We start from the raw sequence: 26,857 nt of genomic DNA on the forward strand, positions 1-26,857 counted from the left end.
TCAAGGAAAGTACAGAGCGAGGTTCATCCAGTGGTGCTAACGAACCGCGCCTGCTTTTGCAGCAGGGTGGCGAACCGGGCGGGGCTATGCGAAAGGACAGTACGCCGGGTTCACCCTTGGTCTCAAGCCTTGATTTTTTCCATGGGACGAAACCGTGGAAGAAACATGTCTTCGCCAATATCATCCCACCATAAATCGACTTGCATGCCGATCCTGACCTCAGATGGATCCACATGGGTAATGTTGCTTACCAGTCGCACGCCGGGAAGTGCTGGAAATTCGAGCAATGCTACGACGTAAGGCAGCGACGCCTTGACCGCAGGATGGCTGGCGTGATGGACGACCGTAAAAGAATAAACTTTCGCTGTCGTCGGTGCCTCGACCCATTTCTCTGCCGTGGAATGGCAGTGGCTGCAAATGGGCATGGGCGGATGCCGGAGCATACCGCATGCCGCACAAGCCTGAAAACGCAGATGGCGTTCCGCGCATCCGCGCAGGAATTCAGTATCATTCATTGCCGGTACCGGGCGCGGCATCTCTTTGGGGAAATAGGACATCAATGCCTCCGCAATATAGTGCCGCTAGTCGGCGAAACACCCAGACCACCTGTCACCAGGCAGGTGCGCGCATCCTTGACCTGTGAGGTCGATTCACCTCTGAGTTGACGAACGCCTTCAAGCAACAGATTCACGCCATGGACATAGGCTTCGGAAAGCTGCCCTCCAGATGTATTGATGGGAAGCTTGCCATTCGGCCAGCGAATGGAACCCTCGGCGACAAATGCGCCGCTTTCTCCCTTGTCGCAGAATCCATACTCTTCCAAGGCCATCAACACCAGCCCGGAGAAATGGTCGTAAATCTGGGCTACATCAATATCTGCTGGGGTCATGCCTGCACGCGCAAACAATTCCGGCGCCAGGCGGCGGCTGTTGGTGGAGGCATAATCTTCGTCTGGCATGTTATGGCTGCCCAGCGGCCCGGTTCCCCAGCCGGGCCCACTGCCGTGAATGGCGGATGCAACCTCGATTAACGGCGCTTTCAAGTCCCTGGCCCGTTCTTTCGTGGTGACGACCACGGCGCATGCACCATCGGTTTCCAGGCAACAGTCATACAGGCGGAACGGTTCGGCGATCCAGCGCCCGTTGAAGTAATCTTCCCGGGTCAACGGTTTTTCATACATGACCGCGCGGGGATTGCGGTTTGCATTGGCACGAGCATTCAAGGCCACTTCCGCCAGATGATCGTGCGTGATCGGATAAAGGTGCATGTAGCGCTGCATCATGAGCGCCAGCATTTGCGGCGGCGCGAACAGGCCATACGGCAAAATGTAATTGCCATGTACGCGCTTCTTGCCGGCTTGCCCGAAACGCTGCCCCTGCCCTTGGCACAGCCCGCGATACATCACCACAGTATGCGCCTGGCCCGATTCGACGGCGGCGCATGCCTGGGACAGCGCAGCAATCGATCCGCCGCCGCCGCCGCCCCATACCATGGACGACCAGCGCAGGACCGGCACGCCCAGCGCCACCTGCATTAGCGTTGCTTCATTCTCGTCGTCCGAGAAAGAAGCAAAGCCATCGACGTCATTCACCGTCAGGCCAGCATCTGCAATGGCTGCAGAAATCGCCTCGGCTGTGATTTGAAACTGGCTGCGGTCATGTATGCCGCCCCAGCGGGTGAACTCGCTTTGGCCTATGCCTACGATACATGCCTTGTTATTTTCGGCCATGCTGTACGTCTCCTAATTTTGAGCTTTCAACAGATTCATATTGAGAGATATGCGCTCATATCGTGCCAGTTTCCTGAAGGTGAGCAATCTCGTCTTTGCTCATGCCCAGCAGTGACGACAGCACTGCGCTGGTATCCGCCCCCAGTGCCGGCGCAGGCCGGATGGGCGCCGCCTTGCACCCGCTGAAAAGCGGTAGCACATTCGGCATCTTGATCGGACCGATCACCGGGTGCTCAAGCGTCGCGATGGATTCTCGCGCGGCGTAATGCGGGTCGGCAAGGATATCTTCGGCCGTGTAGATCCTGCTGTGCGGGACTGCATGTTTCTCCAGAGCGTCACAGCACTCGCTTGCCGGGCGCGACCGGAACCAATAGGCGACAAGATTATTGATCTCAGTATAATTCTCGACCCTTTTCCGGTGCGTGGCGAAGTCGGGATGGCTGGCGAGTTCGTTCCGTCCGATCGCATCGCACAGACGCTTGAAAATGGTATCGGCGGCAACCGTCATGGCGATGAAACTGCCATCCGCGGTTTCATAGTGGTCGCCCGGAGCGGCGGCGAAATGCGCGTTGCCGGTTCGCTCGCGCTTCAGACCCAGCTTGTCATAGGCAGTGACCATCACGTCAGTGAAACGGAAGATCGTTTCATATAGCGAGACGTCGATTTGCTGGCCAGTACCGCCGCGTGCCTCACGCTGGAACAGCGCAATCATCACCGCAAACGCGCCAAACAGCGCTGCCTGGTAGTCCGCCATCGACGTTCCGGGCCGGACTGGAGGTCGATCCGGATAGCCGGTCATGTTGAGGAAGCCGGCAAAGGCGAGGGCGATACGGTCATAGGCAGGCCGTGACGCATAGGGGCCGGTCTGGCCGAAGCCCGAAATGCTGAGCATGATCAGCCGGGGATTGATTTCCTTGAGCGCCTCATAGCCGATGTTCCAGCCGGCCATCGTTCCAGGACGAAAATTTTCAATCAGAACATCGGCATGGCGGACCAGGTCGCGCAGCACTTGCTGTCCTTCGGGGCGCCGCAGGTCGAGCGTGATCGACTGCTTCGATCGCCCTTCGACATTCCAGTACAGGCTTTCCGATCCGACCATCGGACCCGATTTCCGTATCGGGTCACCCAGGCCGGGCGCTTCGATCTTGATCACTTCGGCGCCGAAGTCCGCCAGCAGCGTTGCGGCTACCGGGCCGGCGATCATCGTCCCCAGCTCCAGTACACGGATACCGCTCAGCGGCTGCACCTGAGCGGCCTTGTCATCCGTCCTCATGCCTGCACCTTGTAACGGTCCGGAACCGGAATGTTGAACAGTTTTGCAGCATTGAGCCCGATAACCTTGGCGATTTCCTGCTTCGTGAGGTCCTTGCCCCAGACGTCGATGGACGCTTCGGAATTGGGCCAGCAACCTTCAATATGAGGGTAGTCATTGCCCCACATGAGCGAATCGATCCCCACCAAGTGCCTGAGTTCGACGCCGACCGGGTCGGTTTCAAAGCTGGCATGGCCGTGCATCTTGAAATATTCGCTGGGCTTGTATTTGAGCTTCGGTGAAACCCAGAACGCATGACAGTTATAGCCATGGTCCATGGCCCACAAGGCATAGGGAATCCAGCCCGCGCCAGCCTCGATCGTGGTGAATTTCAGTTTGGGGAAACGGTCGAACACGCCCGAGGCGCACAGTTCGACGGTCGGCTGCAGCACCGTGTTCATCGCATGGACGACGAAGTTGATGATGGCGCCGCCATTGCCGCTGGCAGTGCGCGGATCCTTGCCGGTGCCGGCGTGGAAGGCGATCGGCAGCCCGGCTTCCGACAGCGCGGCCCACAATGGATCGAATTTGGGCATATTGTAGCCGGTGCCTTTTACCAACGGCGGCATCATCACGAATTTGAAGCCCAGACCCGCCACCCGCTCGACTTCCTTTACCGCAGCCGGAATGTCCGCCGGCGCAATGCAGGCGGCCGGGAAGCTGCGGCTATGGCCGCCGAAGGTCTCATGTGCCCAGTCGGTCCATGCCCGACACATCGCGACATTGAGTTCGGGATCGGGCGATTGCCAGTTCGTCAGTCCCTTGTTGGGGAATACGATCTCGGCATCGATGCCGTCATAATCCATGTCGCGATAGCGATCCTCACCGTAGCCACCTTGCTTCTGGAACATAGCACCTTTACTGCGGTCAAGTTGCTGGCGCGAGCCGGTGGCAGCCGCATTCTCCATGAATGTTTCGATCGGGATCGACTCATCCCGGGGCGCCTCGCGCACCCTGGATGGCCTCAATCCTTCTGCCACAAACCACATCCTGCCTTGTTCGTCGACCTTCATCTGCGGCAGCCGGTCATGGAAGCGTTTGTCTACACGCGCTGACCAGACGTCGATCGGTTCATTTACGTGGCAATCAGCCGAGACCACGAAGTAATCCTTGATCGCTTCTTTGGCCGAGGCCCGATTCGGCGCCTTCAACGGCACGGTGTTCTTCACAGCTTTATCCATTTTTATCTCCATTCCTATTAGACATACCAGATATGTTAAAAATATATAGAAGCAGTCAAGCGAACTTGGGATTGCGTGTTTGTCCTTGTGCAACCAGATATCACGCAGTTTCGGCATAAGTTCACTTGCACAAGGCGACCTGTCCTGACGAGCGCACGAAGGCCGCGTTGATCCGGGAAAATGAGTACTCCACCGGATTGACTTTGATTATATATCGAATTAAGATAACTGGTATGTTGTTTTTGAATATTGTCCGATAAAAGAGGAGATGAAGATGCCGGTACAGCTCGATGAAAAAGCATTTCGAAACGCGCTTGGGACTTTTGCGACAGGCGTAACGATCGTCACGACGCGAGGCCCCGATGGAGAGGACGTGGGCTTGACGGCCAACAGTTTTAATTCGGTTTCGCTCGATCCGCCGCTGGTTCTCTGGAGCCTGGCCAAGACGTCGAAGAGCATTGAGGCATTCACACAGGCAACGCACTTTGCAGTACACATTCTGGCGGCAGATCAGGAGCCGCTCTCGAATCAATTTGCCAAGCGCGGCATCGACAAGTTTGCCGGCGTCGCTCTGGAACGCGGAGAAGGCGGCATTCCACTCATAAAGGGGTGTGGTGCGCGATTCCAATGCCGTGCCGCATATCAGTATGAGGGAGGCGATCATGTCATTCTTGTTGGTGAAGTCAGTGCCTTTGAGCACGATCAACGTGATCCGCTGCTTTTTTACAAAGGCCGTTACGCGTTAGCGACGCAGCGAGGTGAGGAAAATGGTGCGCCGGATAGTGCGGCAATTTGTGACGATGACCTTAGCCATTTGCTGCAGCGAGCCTATTTTTATTTACTGACTCCGGTCCGGCAGCAGCGGGAGCGCCACGGCATTTCGCTGCACGAGCATTATTTGATGAGCGTCCTGATGGCCAGCGGCGGGAAAACCGTTGATCAGATAAACGACATCATCGGCTACACTGGCGTTATTTCGACGCCGGAAATTGCCGAGGCACTCGTCGCGCGCAGCCTAGTGCAGAAATTGCCTGGGGCCGTTGGCATGCCGCGCTTGTGGCTTACACCGATGGGGCAACGCATGATGATCGAAGTAATCGCTGCCGCCAAGGCAATGGAGGCAGATGCCCTGCTCGATTTCGGGGAAGATGAGAAGCGGCTTCTGAAGCGACTGGTGCAGCGGCTTCTGGCAGGTGCGGAAAGAAGTGTTGACGAACGTGTGGGCAACCACATGGATTTACTGAAACAAATTACTAATGTAAGGGCGACAGTAGGCCAATAAGTGAAACGTCGCAAAATTTGATTATCTCAGTGGAACCTTTAACCTTTGCCACAAAAGGTCAGGGGGTTCCGCTATTCGATGTCCACTGCATGAAGCCGGCGACTGTCATATGGAGCAATTAGGTTGGCCTTGAAGTTCAGTTTGAATCTGGCCAAGGTATTCGAATTTGTTGAACGATTCTAGTAAAATGCTGGTTTTTGAGGAATCTATGGCCAAATTAGGTAAAAATCACAAGAATGGCCAATTAAACATCGTGGCAAATGATGTGATCGATTCAAGACGGCTGCTATATTTTTATCACGTTGCGAGAACTAAAAGTTTTAGCGTTGCCGCGACGGTGCTGAATGTGGCGCAGTCCGCACTGAGCAGACAGATCCAGCAGCTTGAAGCCGATCTGGATGCGACTCTGCTAGAGCGTACAGGCAGGGGGGTATCGCTGACGCAATTTGGCCAGATCGTTTATGAACAGGCCGCAGCGATTCTCGATGAGATGTCGGCTACGGTAGCGCGTCTTCATTCGGCGCGCAGGCAACCAACGGGTCAAGTCAGTATTGCGGGTTCCTCCAGCATCATGACGGTACAGATGCCGGAAGTACTGATGCGATTCATGAAGGAATATCCTGATATTGAAATCACTGCGGTCCAGGCGACGACAGGGGATGTATATGATTTGCTTGCGATCGGCCAGGTCGATGTGGCAATTTTATCCCTTGGATACGAGTCGCAGAAAATTGTTCAGCATAAGCTGCTGACAGAGCCGATGCTCCTGGTAGCCGCTCGCGACCATCCCATTGCGAGTCATTCTTACGTTAAGCGAGATGATTTGAGTGAGCTTGATTTAATACTCCCCGCTTCGGAAAATGGGATGCGCATTACTATTGAACGATATTGCGACGACGCCGGAGTCAAGCTTTCTCCTCATTTGAGGGTGGATAGTGTTCCTCTCATGAAATCTTTGGTTCAAGAAGGCCGCTTCTGTACCATTCTGCCACGGATGGCTGTAACGGCAGCCGAAGTGGCAAGTGGTGATTTTGCCTTGATTCCGTTCAAGCCAAAATTTACGCGAACGTTAAGCGTGGCATGCCTGAGCGAACGCGCCGAGTCTCCCATCGTTGCTGCTTTGATGCGGAAGGTGGTGGAGGTATGCCGGGAATATGGAACAGCCCAATCGCAAATCGAATAGGCTTGTAGCATGCACTTGGGACGAGGTGGGTGGCTTTGACCTGCCCCCCCAATTTAGTCCGCAATCGACATATCGCCGCGAAATCCGGGCTCCCCGGATTTCTGCCAGCCTTTCCACTCCAGCATTCGGTGAAATGCTTTTTCACCCTGCCTCGCAAGAGGCAAACTCTGCATCATTCTCGTACTAACTGGGGGTGGCAGGTCATCACCCCCTAAAAATCTCTTCAGTAAATAGGGGGATCACACGCGTTAACGACGCTTCGTGAGCCAGGGCTACGCAACCTGCGTATTTCTCGATCCTGTTCATCACTACCGCTATTGCGGCCATTTCTATCCGACTTTAATGCTGTTGCCGTGCGGCTGTAAGTTGGTTGCCGATCTAAATCCCACGTCCGATATTAAAGAGTCATCTGCATTCCAGCAGTGCGCGTGCGTAATTATTCCAACCCGCGATGTACGTACAGCCTGACGCAAATTTCTGTTCAAAAATAACGTAACTTGCTTGACTGGCGACGTATAGTTATCTAGTATAACTGTTATGCCAATAAAGAATAACGAGGGGCGCGCCAATGAATTGGCGGTTGGCGGGCGCAATGCATCACTCATATCAGGAGCAATAAAGCGCGTAATTAAATCTAGGAGGAAGACGTGAAGTGCAAAAAAAGAAATACACGACAAAAACGAAAGATCGCGGCAATCGCTGTTGCCGCATTCGGTATCGCAGGGGCTGCCGAAGCCTTTGAAATCGAAACTGGTAACCCGGATGTCGATATGCGATGGGATAACACGGTGCGTTACAACCTGGGGGTGCGCGCCAATTCGATCGGCAATGGTGGTAACAATCCGAATTTTGACGAAGGTGAGTACAAGTTCAAACGTGGTAGCGTCGTCACCCACCGGGTAGACCTGCTGTCCGAATTCGATTTCATCTATCGCAAGGCCATGGGCTTCCGTGTAAGCGGGGCTGGCTGGTATGACCATGCCTACCGTGATGCCGTCGCCAAGCGCAATCCGAATCTGCCCGCGACGATTGCCGGTAGCTATGTCAACGACCAGTACAGCAGCTATACCAAACGCTTCGCGAGAGGCCCATCCGGCGAAATTCTCGATGCTTTCGTGTTCGGGACAGTTAATCTCGGCGAGATGCCGCTTTCGGTCAAGGCTGGTCAACATACCGTGTACTGGGGTGAGTCGCTGCTGCAAGCCGGCGGCCTGCATGGCGTTTCATATTCCCAGATGCCTCTCGATCTGGCGAAGGCATTTGCAACGCCGGGTATCGAGGCAAAGGAACTGTTCCTGCCACTTACCAATATATCTGCGCAGCTTCTGGCGACCAACGAACTTTCATTCGCGGCGCAGTATTTTCTGGACTGGGCGCCCACCCGCATTCCGGAGGGCGGGACGTTTCTCGGACCTGCCGACTTCCTGATGTACGGAGCGGACAGGGTGAGCGCCGCACTGGTGAATGGTGGCGTGAGCCGGCCGAAGAAGCGGGGCGACTGGGGAGTGAACGCGCGCTGGAGGCCGGCAGCGCTCGATGGCACCGTGGGATTTTATTACCGCAATTTGACCGACAAACTGCCGTCCGTGTTTTTGACAGGGGGGCAGTACCGGGAGTATTTCGGCGAAGACATCGACCTGTTTGGCGTCAGCCTGTCCAAGCAGATCGGCGGTGCCAGTGTCGGCATGGAGTTCTCCTACCGGAAGAACATGGCGCTGAACGGCCAGACGCTGGGGGCGGTTGCACCTACCGCAACTCTGATCGGCAATACTTTCCAGGCCCGTGGTAATACTTTCCATGCCGTCCTGAATGCGATGGGCATCATTCCCCAGAACAGTCTCTTCAATTCGGCGAACTGGAATGCGGAAATGACGTTTGTCCATCTGGACAAGGTCACGGCTAACCAAGACATGTTCTATGGCCAGGGTTATGGCGTATGTAACGCCGGTAATCGGGCTGCGCTTGGCGCCCGGTACCGGGACAAATGGGATGGCTGTTCCAGCAGGAATGCATTTGGCGTCGCGTTTAATTTTTCACCGAACTGGCTGCAAGTATATCCGGGCATCGACATGTCGATGCCGATGTCAGTTGGTTATGGCATCAAGGGCAACGCGCCTACGGCACTGGGTGGCAACCAGGGTAACGGTAGCTACAGCATCGGTCTCGGATTGGATGTGGATGCGCGATATCGCATTGATCTGAGATATGTGGACTACTTCGGGCATTCCAAGGAAGGTCCGGGTCTGGTTCCCGGAACGACACAGGTCACCTCCGCAAACGGTTTGAGCACGAATCTGAAAGATCGCGGTTGGGTGGCTCTGACCTTGAAAGCCTCATTCTAATTTTATGGGAATACAAATCATGAAAATACATAATTTTGTAATCGCAGCCATGACCCTGACGTATGGCGCCTTGGCGCATGCTGCAGTCACTGCCGAGGAAGCTGCAAAACTCGGCAAGGAATTGACCCCGGTCGGGGCCGAGCAAGCCGGCAACAAAGAGGGCACGATCCCACCCTATACCGGTGGCCTGACCGAGCTGCCGGCAAGCTTCAAGAAGGGCAGCGGAATTCGGCCTGATCCTTTTTCCAATGAAAAGCCACAGTTCTCGATCGATGCAAAGAACATGGACAAATATGCCGACAAGCTTACTGAAGGCACCAAGGCATTGATGAAGATGCATCCTTCTTACCGGATCGATGTCTACAAGACCCATCGTACCGCGGCATATCCGAAGTATGTTCTCGATAACACGAAACAGTGCGCGGTCAAGACCAAAACCACGAACAACGGTTTGGCGATGGAAGGCTGCCACGCCGGAATTCCGTTCCCGATTCCGAAATCCGGCTATGAGGCCATGTGGAACCATCTGGTGCGGTACTGGGGGCGCGCCTATTCCATGGGCTACAAGTCGACTTTTGTTGACATGTCGGGCAAGCCGACCACGACAGCCAGCGGTATCTATTACGCCAATTACCCGTATTACGCTCAGGGCGAGACTGGCACGGATCTCTTCTGGCAGGCAAAGTCCGTGTTCAAGTCGCCTGCTCGAAAAGCGGGCGAAGCGCTGATGCTGCACGATCCGCTGGATGCGACCATGCGCCGTGCATGGGCATACCTGCCAGGCCAGCGTCGGGTGAAGCTTGCACCTTCGATCGGCCACGATACGCCTAATCCGTCGACCGCCGGCATCAATACTTACGACGATCACTATATTTTTATCGGATCAATGGAGCGTTTCAACTTCAAGCTGATCGGGAAAAAGGAGATGTACGTTCCCTATAACGCTTACAAGCTTGCCTACCAGGCGAAAGGTGAGGATCTGTTCAAGCCAAATCATCTGAATCCCGATATCGTTCGTTGGGAGCTTCATCGGGTGTGGGAGGTTGAGGCTACGCTTGCCGATGGCAAGCGTCACATCTATAGCAAGCGGAAGTTTTACCTGGATGAAGATTCCTGGTCGGGATTGGCTAGCGATGAATACGATATGCGTGGCGAGCTGTACAAAGCCGGTTTTGCCTATATGGCGCCCAGCTACGACGCGCCTGCGCCGACTGCTGAAACCCATGGCTTTTACGACCTGATTTCCCGTTCGTATTCGCTGGAAAAATGGAGTGCCGAAGCCGGCGGCTTGAATCTCACCGAGCCGATGCCGGACAGAGACTGGGCTCCCGATGCGCTGGCAGGGCAGGGTATTCGCTAGCAATGGGATGAATGGATAGCGGCAGCGCGCGCGCCGCCGCTATCCGCGCAAGACTGGAGTTTTAACGGTAAGCGAGGCGACCGGATAATGAACGCAATGAGAAGAATGAGTGTGGGTGCGCGAGCATGGGCATCGGCTGGGACAGTGGCGCTGGCCTTGGCTGCGACATCATGCTGGGCGTTTCAGGATCCCCTGGATACGCCGGCAATGAAAAGCCCGTTGGCATCGAAAAGCTTGCTGAATGGCGTTGCCCAGGCAGGCAAACGACTGATCGCGGTAGGAAAACGCGGCCATATTTTATATTCAAGCGATTCCGGAAAAACCTGGCAGCAGGCCAATGTGCCGGTCAGCTCCGATTTGACCGCGGTGCATTTTGCCTCGCCCTTGAAGGGATGGGCGGTCGGTCATGACGGCGTCGTGCTGAAAACCGAAGATGGCGGTAGCACATGGGTCAAGCAGCTCGACGGCAGGGAGATCGGCAAGATCATGACCGATTACTATGCCCAGCGCAGCACCGGACCGCATAACAATGCGGCACTGCAGGAACAGGCCAGTCGCTTTGCCGAAGAGGGAGCGGACAAGCCATTTCTCGGCGTCTGGTTTGAAAACGACATGGTGGGCTATGTTGTAGGCGCCTTTGGCATGATTTTCCGTACGGAAGATGGGGGCAAACGCTGGACGCCATGGTTCGAGCGTACGGAAAATCCGGACTACCGTCATTTCATGGCGATTGCCTCGGTTGGCGATGCTCTTTATCTCGCTGGGGAGCAGGGCATGGTGCTTCGCCTCGACAAGGTGGCGCAGCGGTTCCGTGCAGTGCCGGTCGATTACAACGGCACGTTTTTTACTATCGCAGGCCGAAACGGAAATGTGCTGGTATCGGGATTGCGTGGTGCGCTGTTCCGCAGCGAGAACGGCGGCGTCAGTTGGGAAAAAGTCAAGACGGATGTGGCCGGCGCAATCACCGGTGCATCCTCCACTGAAGATGGGCGCATCGCCCTCGTCAGCCAGGCTGGGGATGTATTGCTTTCCGCGGATGACGGCAAGACATTCATCACGCAGCCGGGTTCGCGCGGCGTTCCCGCCAGTGCAGTAACGTCAGCCGACTTGCGGTCCCTAGTGATGGTGGGTGCGCGCGGCGCCCATATCCATCAGCTTAAATGAAAGAGAAATAGCCATGAGCGTTGGAACTGACAACCTGGACATGATGCCGGTCATTGCGAACTTGAAGGATTTCGATTCCAAGTCCGGCAACTGGCTGGAGCGACTGGTTTTTAATCATCGGGGATTGACGATCCTGCTCTGCGCGATTGTCACCGTTGTTCTCGGATATTTTCTTGCGACAAAATTCGTGCTCAACGCGAGTTTCGAGAAAATGATTCCGCAAGGCCACCCGTACATCAAGAATTATCTCGACAATCGAGAGCAGCTGAGCGGTCTCGGTAATGCGCTTCGTGTGGTAGTCGAGAACACGGATGGCGATATTTACGACCCCAAGTATCTGGCGACACTCAAGCAGATCAGCGATGACCTGATTCTGACCCCGGGCGTGGACCGGGCGTGGGTCAAGTCGCTCTGGACACCAAGCGTAAGGTGGCTGGAAGTCACTGAAGAGGGTTGGCAGGGCGGTCCGGTCATGTCGGAAAAATATGATGGGACAGCGAAAGGCGTCGAGCATTTGCGCGTCAATATTGCCCGTTCCGGCGTAGCGCAGAATCTGGTGGCGTCCAATCACAAATCGAGCATGATTTTCGTTCCTTTGCTCGAAAAGGATCCCAAAACCTCGGCACCGCTGGATTACCGGGCCCTGTCGCATGCCCTGGAAAAGGACATTCGCGCCAAATACGAAAAAGACAGCGTCAAGATCCACATCATCGGGTTCGCCAAGCTCGTGGGCGACCTGATGGACGGGCTGATGCAGATGATCACGTACTTTGGTGCCGCAGCGCTGATTGCGATAGGCATTATCTTTCTATATACACGCTGCGTGCGCAGCACTTTGCTGGTGGTAAGCTGCTCCATTGTCGCCGTCCTCTGGCAACTGGGTCTGGTATCGGTGCTCGGCTACGAAATCGATCCGTTTTCCGTACTGGTGCCTTTCCTTGTATTCGCAATCGGCGTGTCGCATGGCGCCCAGAAAATGAACGGCATCATGCAGGACGTGGGCCGTGGAACGCATAGATTGGTCGCAGCCCGCTACACTTTCCGGCGTCTGTTTCTTGCCGGGCTGACTGCATTGCTTGCGGATGCCGTGGGTTTTGCTGTGCTGATGGTGATCGACATTCCCGTCATCCAGGACCTTGCCATTTCCGCCAGCATCGGCGTGGCAGTTCTCATTTTTACCAATTTGTTGTTGCTGCCGGTATTGCTGTCCTACGTGGGGGTAAGCCCGAAGGCGGCGGAGCGCAGCATGCGCGTCGAGAATGAAGAATTCCAGGGTAAGGGATTCAGCCGGATGTGGTCTTTCCTCGACCGCTTCACGGAGCGGCGCTGGGCGCTGCCAGCCGTGGTGCTGGCGTTCGCGGTAGGGGGCATCGGTTTTGCGGAAAGCCTCAAGATCAAGGTAGGTGACCTTGATCCGGGCGCGCCCGAGCTGCGGGCCGATTCCCGCTATAACCGTGACAATGCGTTCATTACCGAGAACTACGCCTTGTCCAGCGATCAATTCGCGGTGATCGTGAAGACCCCGCGCGACGCCTGCCTCAGTTATGAAACGCTGGTCGAGGCAGATCGCCTTGGCTGGCACCTGCGCCAGGTGCCGGGCGTGCAAACCACCGTTTCTCTGGCAGACACCGTCGGCCTGGCGATTTCCGGCACCTATGATGGCAGCTCCAAGTGGAATACCATCAGCCGCAACCAGCAGACGATCAACTTTGCCGGCGATCGCACCCTGACCGACAATCCAGATCTCGCGAACAGGGATTGTTCGGTCATGCCGGTCATTGCCTACCTGACTGACCACAAGGCCGAAACCCTGGAACGGGTCGTCAAGGCTGCGGAGACCTTCGCCTCGACGCACAACACGAAAGACCGTCAGTTCCTGCTGGCTGCGGGAAGTTCCGGCATCGAGGCTGCGACCAATGTCGTCGTCAAGGATGCCAGCCGGACGATGCTGTTCTATGTGTATGCCGCGGTGATTGCACTCTGTTTTGTCACATTCCGCAGCTGGCGGGCGGTACTGGTCGCCGTCATTCCGCTGGTCATGACCTCCATCCTTTGTGAAGTGCTGATGATCCATCTTGGCATGGGCATCAAGGTCGCCACGTTGCCGGTCATCGCGCTGGGCGTGGGCATTGGCGTGGATTACGCGCTGTACTTGCTGTCGGTGCAGCTGGCTTACCAGCGCAAAGGCATGAGTCTGACCGATGCTTACCGGAAATCAGTACAGTTCACCGGTAGAATCGTCGGCCTGGTTGGTTTGACACTGGGTGCGGGGGTTGTGACCTGGGCTTGGTCGCCCATCAAGTTCCAGGCTGACATGGGCATTCTGCTGACATTCATGTTTGTCCTGAACATGCTGGGTGCGCTGATACTGATTCCAGCCCTGTCCTATTTCTTGCTCAATCCAAAACCAGCCATCAAACCTGTTCTGGCAAAAAATCCGGCAAGGAGCTTCGCATGAGCCTGATCGAACCATTTTCCGTCAATGTCCCGGACGCGGTCCTCGCCGACCTGAAGGAGCGACTGGCGCGCACGCGCTTTCCCGATGATCCCGGCAATGATGGCTGGCGCTATGGCACCAATGGCGCCTATCTGAAGCAGCTGCGCGATTACTGGCTGAACGACTACGACTGGCGCGCCAGGGAGCGCGAAATCAACGAGTTTGCCCATTTCAAAACGACGATCGACGGCAATCCGCTGCATTTCATTCATGAACGGGGCAAAGGTCCGAATCCGACACCGATCATCCTCAATCACGGCTGGCCATGGACATTCTGGGACATGCGCAAGCTGATCAAGCCGCTGACCGATCCGGTCGCTTTCGGCGGCAAACCCGAGGACTCGTTCGATGTGATCGTGCCCTCGCTTCCGGGGTTCGGATTCTCGACGCCGCTCGCGAATACCGGCATCAATTTTTGGCGAACCGCGGACCTGTGGGCCAAGTTGATGACTCGGCTCGGTTACGATCGTTTCGCATCCTTTGGCAGCGACTGGGGCGCTTTTGTCACAACCCAGCTCGGCCATAAATATGCTGACAGGATGATCGGTATTCATCTCACGCTTGCGTTGCCCCTGAACGTATTCATGGCGCCGCTGCCTGGCCCGGAGCTTTACGGGCCAGGCGAGGAGGACTGGCACGCGCGCACTGCACGCTTCTTTCAGGCGCAAAGCGGCTATTCTGCGATCCAGGCGACGCAGCCGCAGACCCTGGCATACGGACTGAACGATTCGCCCATGGCCCAGTGCGCCTGGATCCTCGAGAAGCGGCGAGCCTGGAGTGACTGCGAAGGTAACGTGGAAAACGTTTTCAGCCGCGACGATCTGCTGACGACGATGATGATCTACTGGGTTACCCAGAGCGGCGGCAGTTCCGCCCGCTTTTATTACGAACACGTTCACCATCCCTGGCAGCCGTCTCATGTTCGGGAACGAGTTGTCGATGCGCCGACAAGCATTTCGATCTTCGATCGGGATATTACGCTGCTGCCGCGTAAGTGGGCGGAGAGTTACTACAACCTCAAGCGGTGGACAACCCATCCCAGGGGCGGACATTTTGCGGCGGCCGAGCAACCGGCAATCGTGATTGATGAGCTGCGCAGCGCATTCCGCAAGGCGGCATGACGATCATCGATCAGGCAGGTTCATGAATGCGTGCCTGAATTAATTAATCCTTAGAGGAATGCTGATGCATACACGACGCAGATTTATCAGGCAAATGGCAACATCCGCAGTCGGCATTGCGGCGACCATGAAAGGGATCGATGCATTCGCCGGAGCCAGCAATGCCGTTGACCAGGACGGCGAATACCTGTCTCCGAATTATCAATTGCGCGACCGCGAAGTGGTCGATTACCAATTCTTCGAGATGCAGGGAATTTCGCATATCCAGTTTCGCGGACCGGCATTCGACCCCGACAAAACCGGCAACTTCTTTACCTGCATCGGCGCCGCCCAGACGATGGGAGTGTATGTGGAGAAGCCGTTTCCCACGCTGTTGTCCGAGAAATTCGGCATGCCCGCGTGGAATGCCGGCGTGGGCGGGGCAAACCCGAATTTCTTCCTCGCCCACGACAAGATCATCGAGATCGCCAATAAAGGCCGGTTCGTCGTGTTGCAGATGATGACCGCACGGTCGGAACCCAATGCGCGTATAGCCACGACCAAGGGAGTTGAAATGGTCCGCGATCTAAAGCAGGGTGACATTGTCAGGACGCCGACATTGTGGGGGCGCATTGCCAAGGAAGAGCCGGCAATGATGAACAAATATATCGAGCAGAGCCGGGCATCCTGGGTGGCGGATTACCTTACGCTGCTCGGCAAGATCAAGGTGCCGGTCATCCTGTTCTGGTTTTCCCCGAAGCACATGGAAGACCGCCTGGACATCAAGTCGTCAGGGGGCGCTGGCCTACTGGACCGTTATCCGCAGTTCGTGGATGGCAAGCTTGTTGAGGCCATTCGCCCCTTGGGCAAGGCGTTCGTCACATGTTACAGCTCGCGCAATCTCGGGCATCCGCTGGTAAGCCGGTTTACCGGAAAGCAGGTTGAAGTGGATTACGCAGATCTTGGCCCGATCGCCACACCATTAAAGGAATCGCATAATCCCTATTATCCTTCACCGGAAATGCATCAGGATGCCGCGGCCGTGCTGGGCCCGGTCATCGCGAAGCTGGGATTCGCGATGAAGGCCTGACGTCGATCTGTATTGATAAAAATTAAAGGAGACAAGCAGTGAAAGAAGAGTTTGATTACATCATCGTGGGAGCCGGCTCCGCTGGCTGCGTGCTGGCCGACAAATTATCGGCCGATCCCCGTAACCGGGTGCTGCTGGTGGAAGCCGGCCCCACTGACAAGAATCCCATGGTGCGCCTGCCGAAAGGGTTCGCCAAACTCGCGGCATCACCGGCCCACTGCTATACCTACGGCGCCAATCCGGGGCCGGCGGGAAAAACCGGGGCTGAAACCTGGATACGCGGGAGAATGCTGGGCGGATCGAGCTCGATCAACGGGCTGCAGTACCAGCGCGGACATGCAGAGGATTACAATCATTGGGAACGTGATCTCGGCCTCAAGGGATGGGGCTGGCAGGAAATAGGCCGTATCTTCAGGCAGATGGAAAACCACGAGCTGGGAGCGAATGAATTCCGCGGCGCCGGCGGCCCCGTCCATGTGACCGTCACGCGCAACCGATCCCTGCTGATGGACAAACTGATCGATGCAGCCGGACAATTGGGCGTTCGCCATTTCGAGGATCCGAACGAGCCCGACCATGAAGGCATCGGTTACATGTTCGCGACCGTCTGGAAAGGGCAGCGCTGGAGTGCGGCCAATGCCTTTCTGGAACCGGCCCGCAAGCGGTCGAACTTGCGGATCGTGACCGACACGGCTGTCACCCGCATCATTTTCGATGGATTGAAGGCGAATGGCATCGAATGCCGCGAAAAAGACAAGCTGACAAAGTATCGCGCTGCAAAGGAAATCATTCTGGCAGCGGGCGCCCTCGAATCGCCCAAGCTCCTGCAATTGTCCGGCGTGGGTGCTGCCGACCATTTGCGCAAGCTGGGAATGCAGGTGGTGCATGACAGTCCGGGCGTCGGGCGGAACATGCGGGAGCATCTGTGTTTCACCGTCCAGTACCGGCTTGCCGGCGATTATAGCCAGAACAAGGAATACAGCGGCTGGCGGCTGGCACTCAACGGTATACGATACATGACATCTCGTACCGGCTTGTTGTCGACTTCTCCTTATGACGTAACGGGATTCCTGCGTACACGTCCTGGGCTGGATCGCCCGGATGCGCAGATCGTCGCTGCGCCGATGTCGATGGACGTGAAAGCCTTTGAAGGGTTCGACAAGGGAATCAAGCTGGAAGATGAGCCGGGTGCACAGATTCTCGGTTACGGATTGCGCCCGCAAAGCCAAGGTACCGCGCTGCTACGCTCGGCCGACCCGGCCGAGCAGCTTGAGCTGGTCCACAATCACCTCACCCATGAAGAAGACCGTGCAGTGGCGATCTCGACGGTGCGTTATATGCGTTTGCTGTTCGACCAGCCGGCGATCAAACCCTTCATCGCTCAGGAAACACTGCCGGGCGCCCACCTGCAAAGCGACGACGAGATCCTGGACCTGTACAACCAGATGAGCGGTCCGGGATACCATGTGACCGGAACCTGCAGCATGGGACAAGGCGCAGAGAGCGTGGTGGATGAACGGCTACGCGTGCGCGGTGTGACTGGACTGCGGGTTGCCGATATCTCGGTCTTTCCTACCCTGGTATCCGGTAATACCAACGGTCCTGCCATGGCAGCGGCCTGGCGCGCTTCTGAAATGATCTTGGAAGACAATCCGAACTAGGCTGCCGGAGATGTTCGCGGGGGGCGTATCACAATATGCCCCTCGCGAACCCTGCTTTAATTTCCCTGCTTACTTTGCTGCGCTGATGGTTGCATTACGTTCCTGCATGGGCGGCGGTGGCAGATGGCCGGCGGCGCCATTGGCCAGAGCGGCACGATACATCCATTCGCAGTCAACGATATCGCCTGCCGGCTTGCCGTCTTCACCGACGCCGCTGATGCCGCCGAAAAAGGCGACGTACAGCAGGCAGCCATTCTCGCCAATGGTCGGCTCATGGTTGATGCCGCCCGCCTCAACGATATAGTCGCCCTTGTAAATGGTGCCGTATTCGTAGGCAAAATCGCCTTCCAGCACGAAGGCGTGCGCTTCGCCGAAATGGTGATGGTCGGGTGTCTGCGTATTCGGATCGATCTGAAGCAAAACTGTATAAATGCCGACCGAACGGTTGATCGAAAGCAGCTTGAATCGGGTTCCCTCCATGGCCCAGGGAGTCCACGGCAAAGTACCGGCGCGTACCAGAAGCGAGCCGTCTGGGAACCGCTTCGACTCGGTCCTGCTTGCCACTGCGAAATTACTGTTTTCTATGGGTGCGTTCATTATGTCTCCTCTTTGGTTAACGTCGAACCAGTTGCAATAAATGGTTCGGAATTGAAAATCTCTTACTATTAATTGTAGTGCTATGCCTTTATGGCATAACTGTTATATTAATTGTCGATTTACGTGAAGTCAAGCATTCAAAATGATTAAATTATTTGCATTAAGATTAATCAATATAATCAATTATTTGGCTGGGTAAATATTGATATTTATAAAGAAAAATATATATTTTATTTAGAGCATCTAAAAAAAATCGAATAAATGGTTTCAAAGCGTCTTTCCCAAAGTTTTCCTGGAGAGACGCCATAGCACGCGAACTGGTTGATGATGCGTTATGGTAAATAGTCCAGCCGCTGCTTTCTCCACCGCCACCACGCAAGTCGCGCCGATGGCCTATCCCAAGCCCGATGGCAAGCTGACCTTCGACCGCCTGTCCTCGGTCTTCATGTAGGACCCGACCCAGAATATCGCCTGGGTGACGCAGGAAGGCGGCGGGCCGAATTATCCGAACATGTAAAAGCAGCCTGAACTGGATATGGCTACTGAGGAGCTTGTGAGAAAGAGTGCGCGACGAAGCGTTACGGTGTGGCACTCATGAGAATTCAGTGGAGTGTATAGTAAGCTTTGACGACACTGAATTCAGCCTTGGTTGCACAACGGCAGCCTCACTCACATGGGGAGCAAGGGATGAAACTGGCAAGCCTGAAAGAGGGCGGGCGTGACGGCACTCTGGTGGTGGTCAGCCGCGACCTCGCCTGGTGCCGGGATGCGGACGGCATCGCCCCGACCTTGCAGGCAGCGCTCGACGACTGGGAGCGCACTGCACCGCGGCTGCGGAATATCTATGAGAGCCTGAACGCCGGCGAGCGCAGTGAGACCCGCCCCTTCGATGTGCTGCGCTGCCATTCGCCATTGCCACGCGCCTACCAGTGGCTGGATGGCTCCGGCTACATTAACCACATCGAACTGGTGCGCAAGGCGCGCGGCGCCGACATGCCGCCCTCTGCGTATGCCGACCCGATCGTCTACCAGGGCGGCTCCGACAGCTTCCTCGGCCCGCGCGGCGTCATCCGGGGCGACGAGTCCTGGGGCATTGATTTCGAGGCGGAAGTCGCCGTCATCATGGGCGATGTGCGCCAGGGCGCAAGCCGCGAGGAAGCCGCGCGCGAGATTCGCCTGCTGATGCTGGTCAATGACGTTTCGCTGCGCAATTTGATTCCGCCCGAGCTGGCCAAGGGCTTCGGCTTTGTCATCAGCAAGCCGGCGTCGGCCTTCAGTCCGGTGGCGATCACTCCGGACGAGCTGGGCGACGCCTGGCGCGACAACAAGATCCATCTGCCGCTGCTGGTGCATGTGAATGGCAAGCTTTTCGGCAAGCCGAACGCCGGCGTCGACGTCACCTTCGATTTCAGCCACATCGTCGCCCATGTCGCCAGCACGCGCGAGCTGGAGGCCGGCAGCATCGTCGGTTCCGGCACGGTATCGAACAAGCAGGGCGGCCTGTGGGGCTCGGCGATCGACAATGGTGGCGTCGGCTATTGCTGCATCGCCGAATTGCGCATGCTTGAAACCCTGGAGGGCGGCCAGGCGCTCACGTCCTACTTGCGCCACGGCGACGTGGTGCGCATCGAAATGCTCGACGGCGCGGGGCGCAGCCTGTTCGGCGCAATCGAGCAGCGCGTGCGGGCGCTGGAGATTTGAGCATGATGACCTGGCCGCAGCAAATTTGCCAAGGCCCCTGCAAATGACTTTGCAGCGCCCAGGCACCGACTGGGAAGTCGTGAAAAATATATGGGTATCCCCGCATTGTTTCTAGTAAGATTAACGTATGCGCCGCTTCTTTTCTTCATTCTGCCGGTTGATAGCGCACTGCCTCGCCATGACGGTTTTGACGTCAGGAATCACCATGGCTGCGTACGCGTGTCCGAAAATCGTGCAGGCGCCGATGCAAGAGATGGCAATGGGTGACGTACCCTGTGCAGAAATGGACAAGGAAAGGCCGGTTCACTGTGCCGAATACCAGTCCGGCGCCCAACTGGCGCTCGAGCATCTGGCGGCAGCACCATCGCTTGCGCCGACCACAGTTTCCTTCATCATGCCGGCGTCTTTACCGGTTATTCCTCCCGCCCTCACTTCTGTCGAGGCTGCGGTGCCTTTGAATTCCGGCGCCGACCCGCCTTACCTCCGAACGCGCAGACTGCGTATCTGACCTGATCCACCGTTGTCGTGCTGGCCGGCCTGTTGCCGTCGCCGGCGTTCGTCGTTTTCAACGGGGGTTTTATGTCTTTGCGTATCAAAACGCCACTGATTTCCCATAATCAGTCGCGTCACTTATGCCAGTTCAGCGTTCTGTTCGCGCTGGCGTGCGGCGCGACTCTTGCTCATGCCCAGTCCAGCCGGCTCACCTTAAACGAGGCGTTACGGCTTTCGCTGCAGCGCGCGCCCTTGGCCAAAGCAGCCGAGGCATCGGTGCAGGCCAGCCGCGCAGCGGCGGCAAAAGCAGACCAATTGCCTGACCCGATGTTTAAGGCTGGCATTGAAAATGTGCCGGTGAATGGGCCGGACCGCTTCAGCACGACGCGCGATTTCATGACCATGCGCCGGCTTGGCATCGAGCAGCAATGGGTCTCTTCCGACAAGCGTGCGGCACGGGCAGAGCGCGCTCAACGGGCGGTGGAGATGGAGGAAGGCAATTACCTGGAGAATGTGGCCAAAGTTCGGGAAGAGACGGCCAAAGCCTGGCTCAATGTTCTTTACGGCCAGCGCACGCTAATGCTTTTCAAGGCAATGGAAACGGCGACAGGCGAGGACCTGGCGGCGATGAAAGCAGCGCATCGAGGCGCCAAATCGACCGCTTCCGATGTGGTGCAGGCACAATTGGCACTCGTGCAAGCGCATGATGCGACGCGCAAGGCCGAACAAGACCTGGCGAACGCCCGGATTGTGCTGGCACGGTGGACCGTTGTCCCGGTCGAAGCCGTTGCTGACGAGTCGCCATCGCTGGTTTCCCATATCGCCAACCTTTCCGTGGAAGAATTGGAAAAGGTTTACCCGATGGCCGTGGGCGCACGCCGGGCAATAAATCTTGCCGACGCCGATACTGCCGTAGCAACCCGCGAACGCCGTCCGGACTGGACAGTTGAAGCGGGTTTCAGCCAGCGCGGCAGCCAGTATTCCAACATGGTGTCGATTGGCGTAAGCATTCCGCTTCCAGTCAATCGCGCCCAGAGGCAGGACCGCGACATTGCCGAAAAATCGGCACTGGGCACCAGGGCCCGATTGCAGTACGAGGAGGCCGTGCGCGAAATGCAAACCGAAATCCATAGTCTGTCGGCTACCCTGGCCAGCCTCAAGGACAGGCTGGGGCAACTCAACACGCGCTTATTGCCACCCGCGTCTTCCCAGGTCGACCTGGCAACTGCCGCCTACCGCGCAGGCACCGGCAGCCTCTCCGCCGTCTTCAACGCCAGGAGGATGCTGCTGGAAAAGCAGCTGCAGGTAACCGAGCTGGAAAGGGAGGCTGCGTTGACCTGGTCCAGGCTTGAGCATCACGTGGTTCCGCATGACTTGGTAGCGGCAGGGGGCGCAGCGCAATGATTTCAACAATGAAACCAAAATTCGTACTCAAAGCCGGTGTTTTGGCACTCGCCGGTGCTGGACTGGCATTCGGCGGCTACTGGACGGGAGCCCACAGAAACGATGGGGAAGCGCCGGCAGCCACCGCAACCCAGATAGTCGGCGGCGACAAAATTGACCCGAAAACTGGCCGGAAGATCTTGTATTGGCACGACCCGATGGTGCCCGGCCAGAAGTTCGACAAACCGGGCAAATCGCCTTTCATGGACATGCAATTAGAGCCCGTCTATGCGGACGATGCCGGCGATGCAGGTACGGTCGCCATCAGCCCGCGCGTGCAGCAAAACCTGGGCATCCGCACTGCCGAAGTCACCAAGGGCAAGCTTGCCGCTGCAGTCGAAGCGGTAGGCAGTGTCGTTTATAACGAGCGCGACGTCGCGCTGGTGCAAGCGCGCAGCAATGGCTTTGTCGAGCGGCTGTACGTACGGGCGCCGCTTGACCCGGTCCGCAAGGGGCAGGCATTGGTCCAGCTGTATGTACCGGACTGGGTGGCGGCCCAGGAAGAATATCTCGCCGTCAAACGCATGCAGGGACCGGGGGCGGCGGGCTTGCTCGATGCAGCCCGCCAGCGTATGCGCTTGGCAGGCATGACCGAGGACCTGATCCGGCGGGTCGAGTCCAGCGCGAAAGTGCAATCACGTATGACGATTACGGCGCCGATTAGCGGTGTGGTGGCCGAGCTCGCGGTGCGCGAAGGGATGACGGTCATGGCCGGCGCACCACTTTTCAGGATCAATGGCTTGAGCACCATCTGGGTCCATGCCGACGTTCCCGAAAACCTGTCTTCTCAGGTGCGCCCCGGCAATCTGGTCGAAGCGCGTACCCCGTCGCTTCCGGGCACGGTTTTCAAAGGCAAGCTCAGCGCCATCCTGCCTGAAGTCAATCCCGCCACGCGGACCCTCAAAGCCCGCATCGAACTGGCCAATCCCGGTTCTCGCCTGGTGCCCGGCATGTTCGCGACCATCAATTTCACCGCCGCCGCCCGCGACGAGGTATTGACGGTGCCGACCGAAGCCGTGATCCAGACCGGCAAACGTAGTGTCGTGATGGCAGCGCTTGGCGACGGCAAGTTCGTGCCGGTCGACGTCGAAATCGGCACCGAAGCCAACGGCCAGACCGAGATCCGCAAGGGCCTCGAAGCCGGGCAAAAGGTGGTCGTCTCCGGCCAGTTCCTGATCGATTCCGAGGCCAGCCTGAGAGGCGCCACGACGCGCATGAGCGAAATGCCGGCACCCGACGGGGCGAAAGCGGCAGGGACGACGCATCGCGGCGAGGGCAAGGTGGAGAGCATCGGCAAGGATGAAATCACGTTCTCGCACGGTCCGATCCCAAGCATGCAATGGCCGGCGATGACGATGGGATTCAAGGTCCCTGCAAGCGGCCTGCCAAAGAAACTGGCGGTCGGCGATACGGTGACCTTCGAGTTCCAGCAGACCAAGGATGGTGCATTCGAGATCACCAACATCTCGCCGACTGGCGCGCCAATGCAAGGCATGAAGGATAAGGAGAGCGACGCTGCGAAACAAGGCGGGATGAACGCACCTGCCAATCAGAGAGAAGCCAAAAAATGATCGCCAAACTGATTCGCTGGTCGATCATCAACCGCTTCCTGGTGTTGCTGGCAACGGTGATGGTCACCGCGTGGGGCATCTATTCGCTGCAGCGCACGCCGCTCGATGCCCTCCCCGACCTGTCGGACGTGCAAGTCATCATCCGTACGACGTATCCGGGCCAGGCACCGCAGATTGTTGAAAACCAGGTCACATATCCGCTCACGACCACCATGCTGTCGGTGCCGGGTGCGAAAACGGTGCGCGGCTACTCCTTCTTCGGCGATTCCTTCGTCTATATCCTGTTTGAGGATGGCACCGATCCGTACTGGGCACGCTCGCGCGTGCTGGAATACCTGAACCAGGTGCAATCACGTCTGCCGCCGCAAGCGAAAACCGCGCTTGGCCCGGATGCGAGCGGGGTTGGCTGGGTGTACGAATATGCGCTGGTGGACCGTAGCGGCAAGATGGACCTGTCGCAACTGCGCGCGCTGCAGGACTGGTTCCTGAAGTACGAGCTGAAGACGGTGGCGAACGTGTCCGAAGTCGCGAGCCTGGGTGGCATGGTGCGCCAATACCAGATCGTGCTCGACCCCGACAAGCTGCGCGCCTATAACATTCCGCACGGAATGGTAGTCGAAGCGGTGCAAAAGGCCAATCAGGAAACCGGCGGCTCGGTGCTGGAGCTGGGCGAAGCCGAATACATGGTGCGCGCCAGCGGTTACCTGCAATCGCTCGATGACTTCCGCAAGATCCCCTTGATGACCACGGAGGCCGGCGTTTCCGTGCGGCTGGGCGACGTCGCGCGCATCCAGGTCGGACCGGAAATGCGGCGCGGTATCGCGGAACTCAATGGCGAAGGCGAAGTTGCCGGCGGCGTGATCGTGATGCGTTCCGGGAAAAACGCGCTGGAAACCATTGAAGCTGTCAAAGCCAAGCTGGAATCACTCAAGCCCAGCCTGCCGCCCGACGTCGAGATCGTTCCGACCTATGACCGCTCGAGCCTGATCGAGCGCGCAGTGGATAACCTCCAAGAAAAGCTGCTCGAGGAATTCATCGTGGTGGCGATCGTCTGCGCGATCTTCCTGTTCCATTTGCGCTCTGCACTGGTTGCCATTGTTACGTTGCCGATTGGTATCCTGATCTCGTTCATCGTCATGCATTACCAGGGGGTCAATGCCAATATCATGTCGCTTGGCGGCATCGCGATCGCGGTGGGTGCGATGGTCGATGCGGCGGTGGTGATGATCGAGAACGCGCACAAGCATATCGAGGCCTGGAACCACGCTCATCCTGACAAAAAACTGCAAGGCGAGGAGCACTGGCGCGTGATCGGCGACGCCGCCGCGGAGGTCGGCCCGGCACTGTTCTTCTCGCTGTTGATCATCGTGCTGTCGTTTATTCCGGTGTTCACCCTGGAGGCGCAGGAAGGGCGGCTGTTCTCGCCGCTGGCGTTTACCAAGACCTATGCGATGGCTGCGGCGGCGGGTCTGGCGGTCACCTTGATTCCGGTACTGATGGGTTACCTGATCCGCGGGCGCATTCCCGATGAACAGAAAAATCCGCTCAATCGCTTTTTGATCGCGCTATACCGTCCATTGCTGGAAGGGGTCCTGCGATTTCCGAAGACGACGCTGGTGGCAGCCGGCTTGATCGCCGCCATCACCCTATGGCCGATGACCCGCCTCGGCGGTGAATTCATGCCGCCGCTGGACGAAGGTGACCTGCTGTACATGCCGTCGGCGCTACCGGGACTATCGGCTGGCAAGGTGTCGGAACTGCTGCAACAGACTGACCGCTTGATCAAAACGGTGCCCGAAGTGCACAGCGTATTCGGCAAGGCCGGCCGCGCCGAGACGGCGACGGACCCGGCGCCGCTGGAGATGTTTGAAACAACGATCCAGTTCAAGCCGCGCGATCAATGGCGCCCCGGCATGACCACCGATAAGCTGGTCGAGGAATTGGACCGCGTCGTCAAGGTGCCGGGATTATCCAACATCTGGGTGTCACCGATTCGCAACCGCATCGACATGCTGGCCACCGGTATCAAGAGCCCGGTCGGTGTCAAGGTCGCCGGTACCAACCTGCAGGAGATCGACCGCATCGCCGGCGAGATCGAGCGGATTGTCAAGCCGGTGCCAGGCGTGTCATCGGCACTCGCGGAACGGCTCAGCGGTGGCCGCTATATCGACGTCAATATCAACCGCGATATGGCGGCGCGCTACGGCTTGAACATCGCCGACGTGCAAAGCGTCGTGTCGGCGGCGATCGGCGGCGACAACATCGGTGAAACCATCGAAGGCTTGCAGCGTTTCCCGATCAATGTGCGCTATCCGCGTGAATTCCGCGACTCGGTCGAGAAACTGCGGCAGTTGCCGGTGCTGACCGCGCGCGGCGCGCAAATCCGCTTGGGCGACGTGGCGACGCTTCGCATCAACGATGGCCCACCGATGCTCAGGAGTGAAAATGCACGCTTGTCGGGCTGGATCTACGTCGACATCCGCGGACGCGACATGAGTTCCGTGGTGCGCGACATGCAGCAGGCGGTCGCCAAGGAAGTGAAGCTGCCGGCCGGCTACTCGGTCTCGTGGTCCGGGCAGTTCGAGTACATGGAGCGGGCCAGCGCCAAGCTCAAGGTAGTCGTGCCGGCAACGTTGCTGATTATCTTCGTGTTGTTGTACCTGACGTTTACGCGCCTCGACGAGGCAGTTCTCATTATGGCCACGCTGCCCTTCGCACTGGCTGGCGGCATCTGGCTGTTATGGATGCTTGGGCACCACCTGTCGGTCGCCAGCGCGGTCGGCTTCATTGCGCTCGCCGGCGTAGCGGCCGAGTTCGGCGTGATCATGCTGCTCTACCTGAAGCATGCGTGGGAAGCCCGCCTGGCCGAAGAAAAAGCCACCGAAGCGGATTTGCTCGATGCGATCCGCGAGGGCGCGGTACTGCGCGTGCGGCCGAAGGCGATGACTGTCGCGGTGATCATCGCCGGCCTCGTGCCGATCATGATTGCCTCCGGCACCGGCTCGGAAATCATGCAGCGCATCGCCGCACCAATGGTAGGCGGAATGATCACGGCGCCCTTGTTATCGATGTTTGTCGTGCCGGTCGTGTATCTGCTGCTGCGGCGGCGCCATCTCAATCCGGAATCGGGAAAGGAGGTAAGTCAAATGTGA

The 26,857-nt window shown here is 57.4% G+C and carries 19 protein-coding genes; 14 read left to right on the plus strand and 5 right to left on the minus strand.

Annotated features, from left to right (window positions below):
* Nucleotides 1-122: 122 nt before the first annotated feature.
* From D3878_RS19325 to D3878_RS19340, 4 genes are read right to left on the minus strand one after another with little or no spacing between them, the layout of a single operon-like run.
* Complete coding sequence (locus D3878_RS19325) at nt 123-557, minus strand: Zn-ribbon domain-containing OB-fold protein (protein ID WP_119786971.1); 435 nt, start codon at nt 555-557, stop codon at nt 123-125.
* Nucleotides 557-1,729, minus strand: coding sequence for a thiolase C-terminal domain-containing protein (locus D3878_RS19330; protein WP_119786972.1), 1,173 nt, complete (start codon nt 1,727-1,729; stop codon nt 557-559). The genes D3878_RS19325 and D3878_RS19330 overlap by 1 nt, the downstream gene beginning before the upstream one ends.
* A 55-nt stretch (nt 1,730-1,784) precedes the next feature.
* Nucleotides 1,785-3,002 (minus strand): CaiB/BaiF CoA transferase family protein, encoded by a 1,218-nt coding sequence (locus D3878_RS19335; protein ID WP_119786973.1) that lies wholly within the window; start codon nt 3,000-3,002, stop codon nt 1,785-1,787.
* Nucleotides 2,999-4,222, minus strand: a complete 1,224-nt coding sequence (locus D3878_RS19340; protein ID WP_158592329.1) for an amidohydrolase family protein — start codon at nt 4,220-4,222, stop codon at nt 2,999-3,001. Before D3878_RS19340 ends, D3878_RS19335 begins: the two co-directional genes overlap by 4 nt.
* A 274-nt stretch (nt 4,223-4,496) precedes the next feature.
* Here D3878_RS19340 and D3878_RS19345 point away from each other — a divergent pair, with 274 nt between their 5' ends.
* From D3878_RS19345 to D3878_RS19390, 9 genes are all read left to right on the plus strand, one after another.
* Nucleotides 4,497-5,504 (plus strand): flavin reductase, encoded by a 1,008-nt coding sequence (locus D3878_RS19345; RefSeq protein ID WP_158592330.1) that lies wholly within the window; start codon nt 4,497-4,499, stop codon nt 5,502-5,504.
* Nucleotides 5,505-5,712: 208 nt separating this feature from the next.
* Nucleotides 5,713-6,687, plus strand: a complete 975-nt coding sequence (locus tag D3878_RS19350) for a LysR family transcriptional regulator (protein WP_158592331.1) — start codon at nt 5,713-5,715, stop codon at nt 6,685-6,687.
* 647 nt (nt 6,688-7,334) lie between these two features.
* The gene (locus tag D3878_RS19355) at nt 7,335-9,029 is read left to right on the plus strand and encodes a DUF1302 domain-containing protein (RefSeq protein ID WP_119786977.1); all 1,695 of its coding nucleotides are present in this window, start codon (nt 7,335-7,337) and stop codon (nt 9,027-9,029) included.
* 19 nt (nt 9,030-9,048) lie between these two features.
* Nucleotides 9,049-10,389 (plus strand): DUF1329 domain-containing protein, encoded by a 1,341-nt coding sequence (locus D3878_RS19360; RefSeq protein WP_119786978.1) that lies wholly within the window; start codon nt 9,049-9,051, stop codon nt 10,387-10,389.
* A 207-nt stretch (nt 10,390-10,596) separates the two neighbouring features.
* Nucleotides 10,597-11,553, plus strand: coding sequence for a WD40/YVTN/BNR-like repeat-containing protein (locus tag D3878_RS19365; protein WP_119788011.1), 957 nt, complete (start codon nt 10,597-10,599; stop codon nt 11,551-11,553).
* 13 nt (nt 11,554-11,566) lie between these two features.
* On the plus strand, nt 11,567-14,011 hold the full coding sequence (locus D3878_RS19375) for an efflux RND transporter permease subunit (protein ID WP_119786979.1): 2,445 nt from the start codon (nt 11,567-11,569) through the stop codon (nt 14,009-14,011).
* The gene (locus D3878_RS19380) at nt 14,008-15,171 is read left to right on the plus strand and encodes an epoxide hydrolase family protein (protein ID WP_119786980.1); all 1,164 of its coding nucleotides are present in this window, start codon (nt 14,008-14,010) and stop codon (nt 15,169-15,171) included. Before D3878_RS19375 ends, D3878_RS19380 begins: the two co-directional genes overlap by 4 nt.
* Nucleotides 15,172-15,265: 94 nt before the next feature.
* Complete coding sequence (locus tag D3878_RS19385; RefSeq protein WP_119786981.1) at nt 15,266-16,240, plus strand: DUF6473 family protein; 975 nt, start codon at nt 15,266-15,268, stop codon at nt 16,238-16,240.
* A 38-nt stretch (nt 16,241-16,278) separates the two neighbouring features.
* Nucleotides 16,279-17,901, plus strand: a complete 1,623-nt coding sequence (locus D3878_RS19390) for a GMC family oxidoreductase (RefSeq protein ID WP_119786982.1) — start codon at nt 16,279-16,281, stop codon at nt 17,899-17,901.
* Between the two features lie 69 nt (nt 17,902-17,970).
* Here D3878_RS19390 and D3878_RS19395 read toward each other — a convergent pair whose 3' ends face one another.
* Entirely contained in the window at nt 17,971-18,498 is a 528-nt protein-coding gene (locus tag D3878_RS19395; RefSeq protein WP_119786983.1) for a cupin domain-containing protein, read from the minus strand.
* A 687-nt stretch (nt 18,499-19,185) separates the two neighbouring features.
* Here D3878_RS19395 and D3878_RS19400 point away from each other — a divergent pair.
* The 5 genes from D3878_RS19400 (at nt 19,186) to D3878_RS19420 (ending at nt 26,857) form a co-directional block, all read left to right on the plus strand.
* Complete coding sequence (locus D3878_RS19400) at nt 19,186-20,199, plus strand: fumarylacetoacetate hydrolase family protein (RefSeq protein ID WP_119786984.1); 1,014 nt, start codon at nt 19,186-19,188, stop codon at nt 20,197-20,199.
* A gap of 205 nt (nt 20,200-20,404) precedes the next feature.
* Complete coding sequence (locus D3878_RS19405; protein WP_233556394.1) at nt 20,405-20,707, plus strand: hypothetical protein; 303 nt, start codon at nt 20,405-20,407, stop codon at nt 20,705-20,707.
* Nucleotides 20,708-20,778: 71 nt separating this feature from the next.
* On the plus strand, nt 20,779-22,095 hold the full coding sequence (locus tag D3878_RS19410; RefSeq protein WP_119788012.1) for a TolC family protein: 1,317 nt from the start codon (nt 20,779-20,781) through the stop codon (nt 22,093-22,095).
* An 8-nt stretch (nt 22,096-22,103) separates the two neighbouring features.
* A complete protein-coding gene (locus tag D3878_RS19415) occupies nt 22,104-23,705 on the plus strand; it encodes an efflux RND transporter periplasmic adaptor subunit (protein ID WP_119786986.1) in 1,602 nt (533 codons plus the stop codon).
* Nucleotides 23,702-26,857 carry an efflux RND transporter permease subunit gene (locus D3878_RS19420; RefSeq protein WP_119786987.1) on the plus strand — a complete coding sequence of 1,052 codons (3,156 nt, stop codon included), beginning with the start codon at nt 23,702-23,704 and terminating at the stop codon, nt 26,855-26,857. Before D3878_RS19415 ends, D3878_RS19420 begins: the two co-directional genes overlap by 4 nt.

Source organism: Noviherbaspirillum sedimenti (assembly GCF_003590835.1).
GTDB classification, from domain to species: Bacteria; Pseudomonadota; Gammaproteobacteria; order Burkholderiales; family Burkholderiaceae_D; genus Paucimonas; species Paucimonas sedimenti.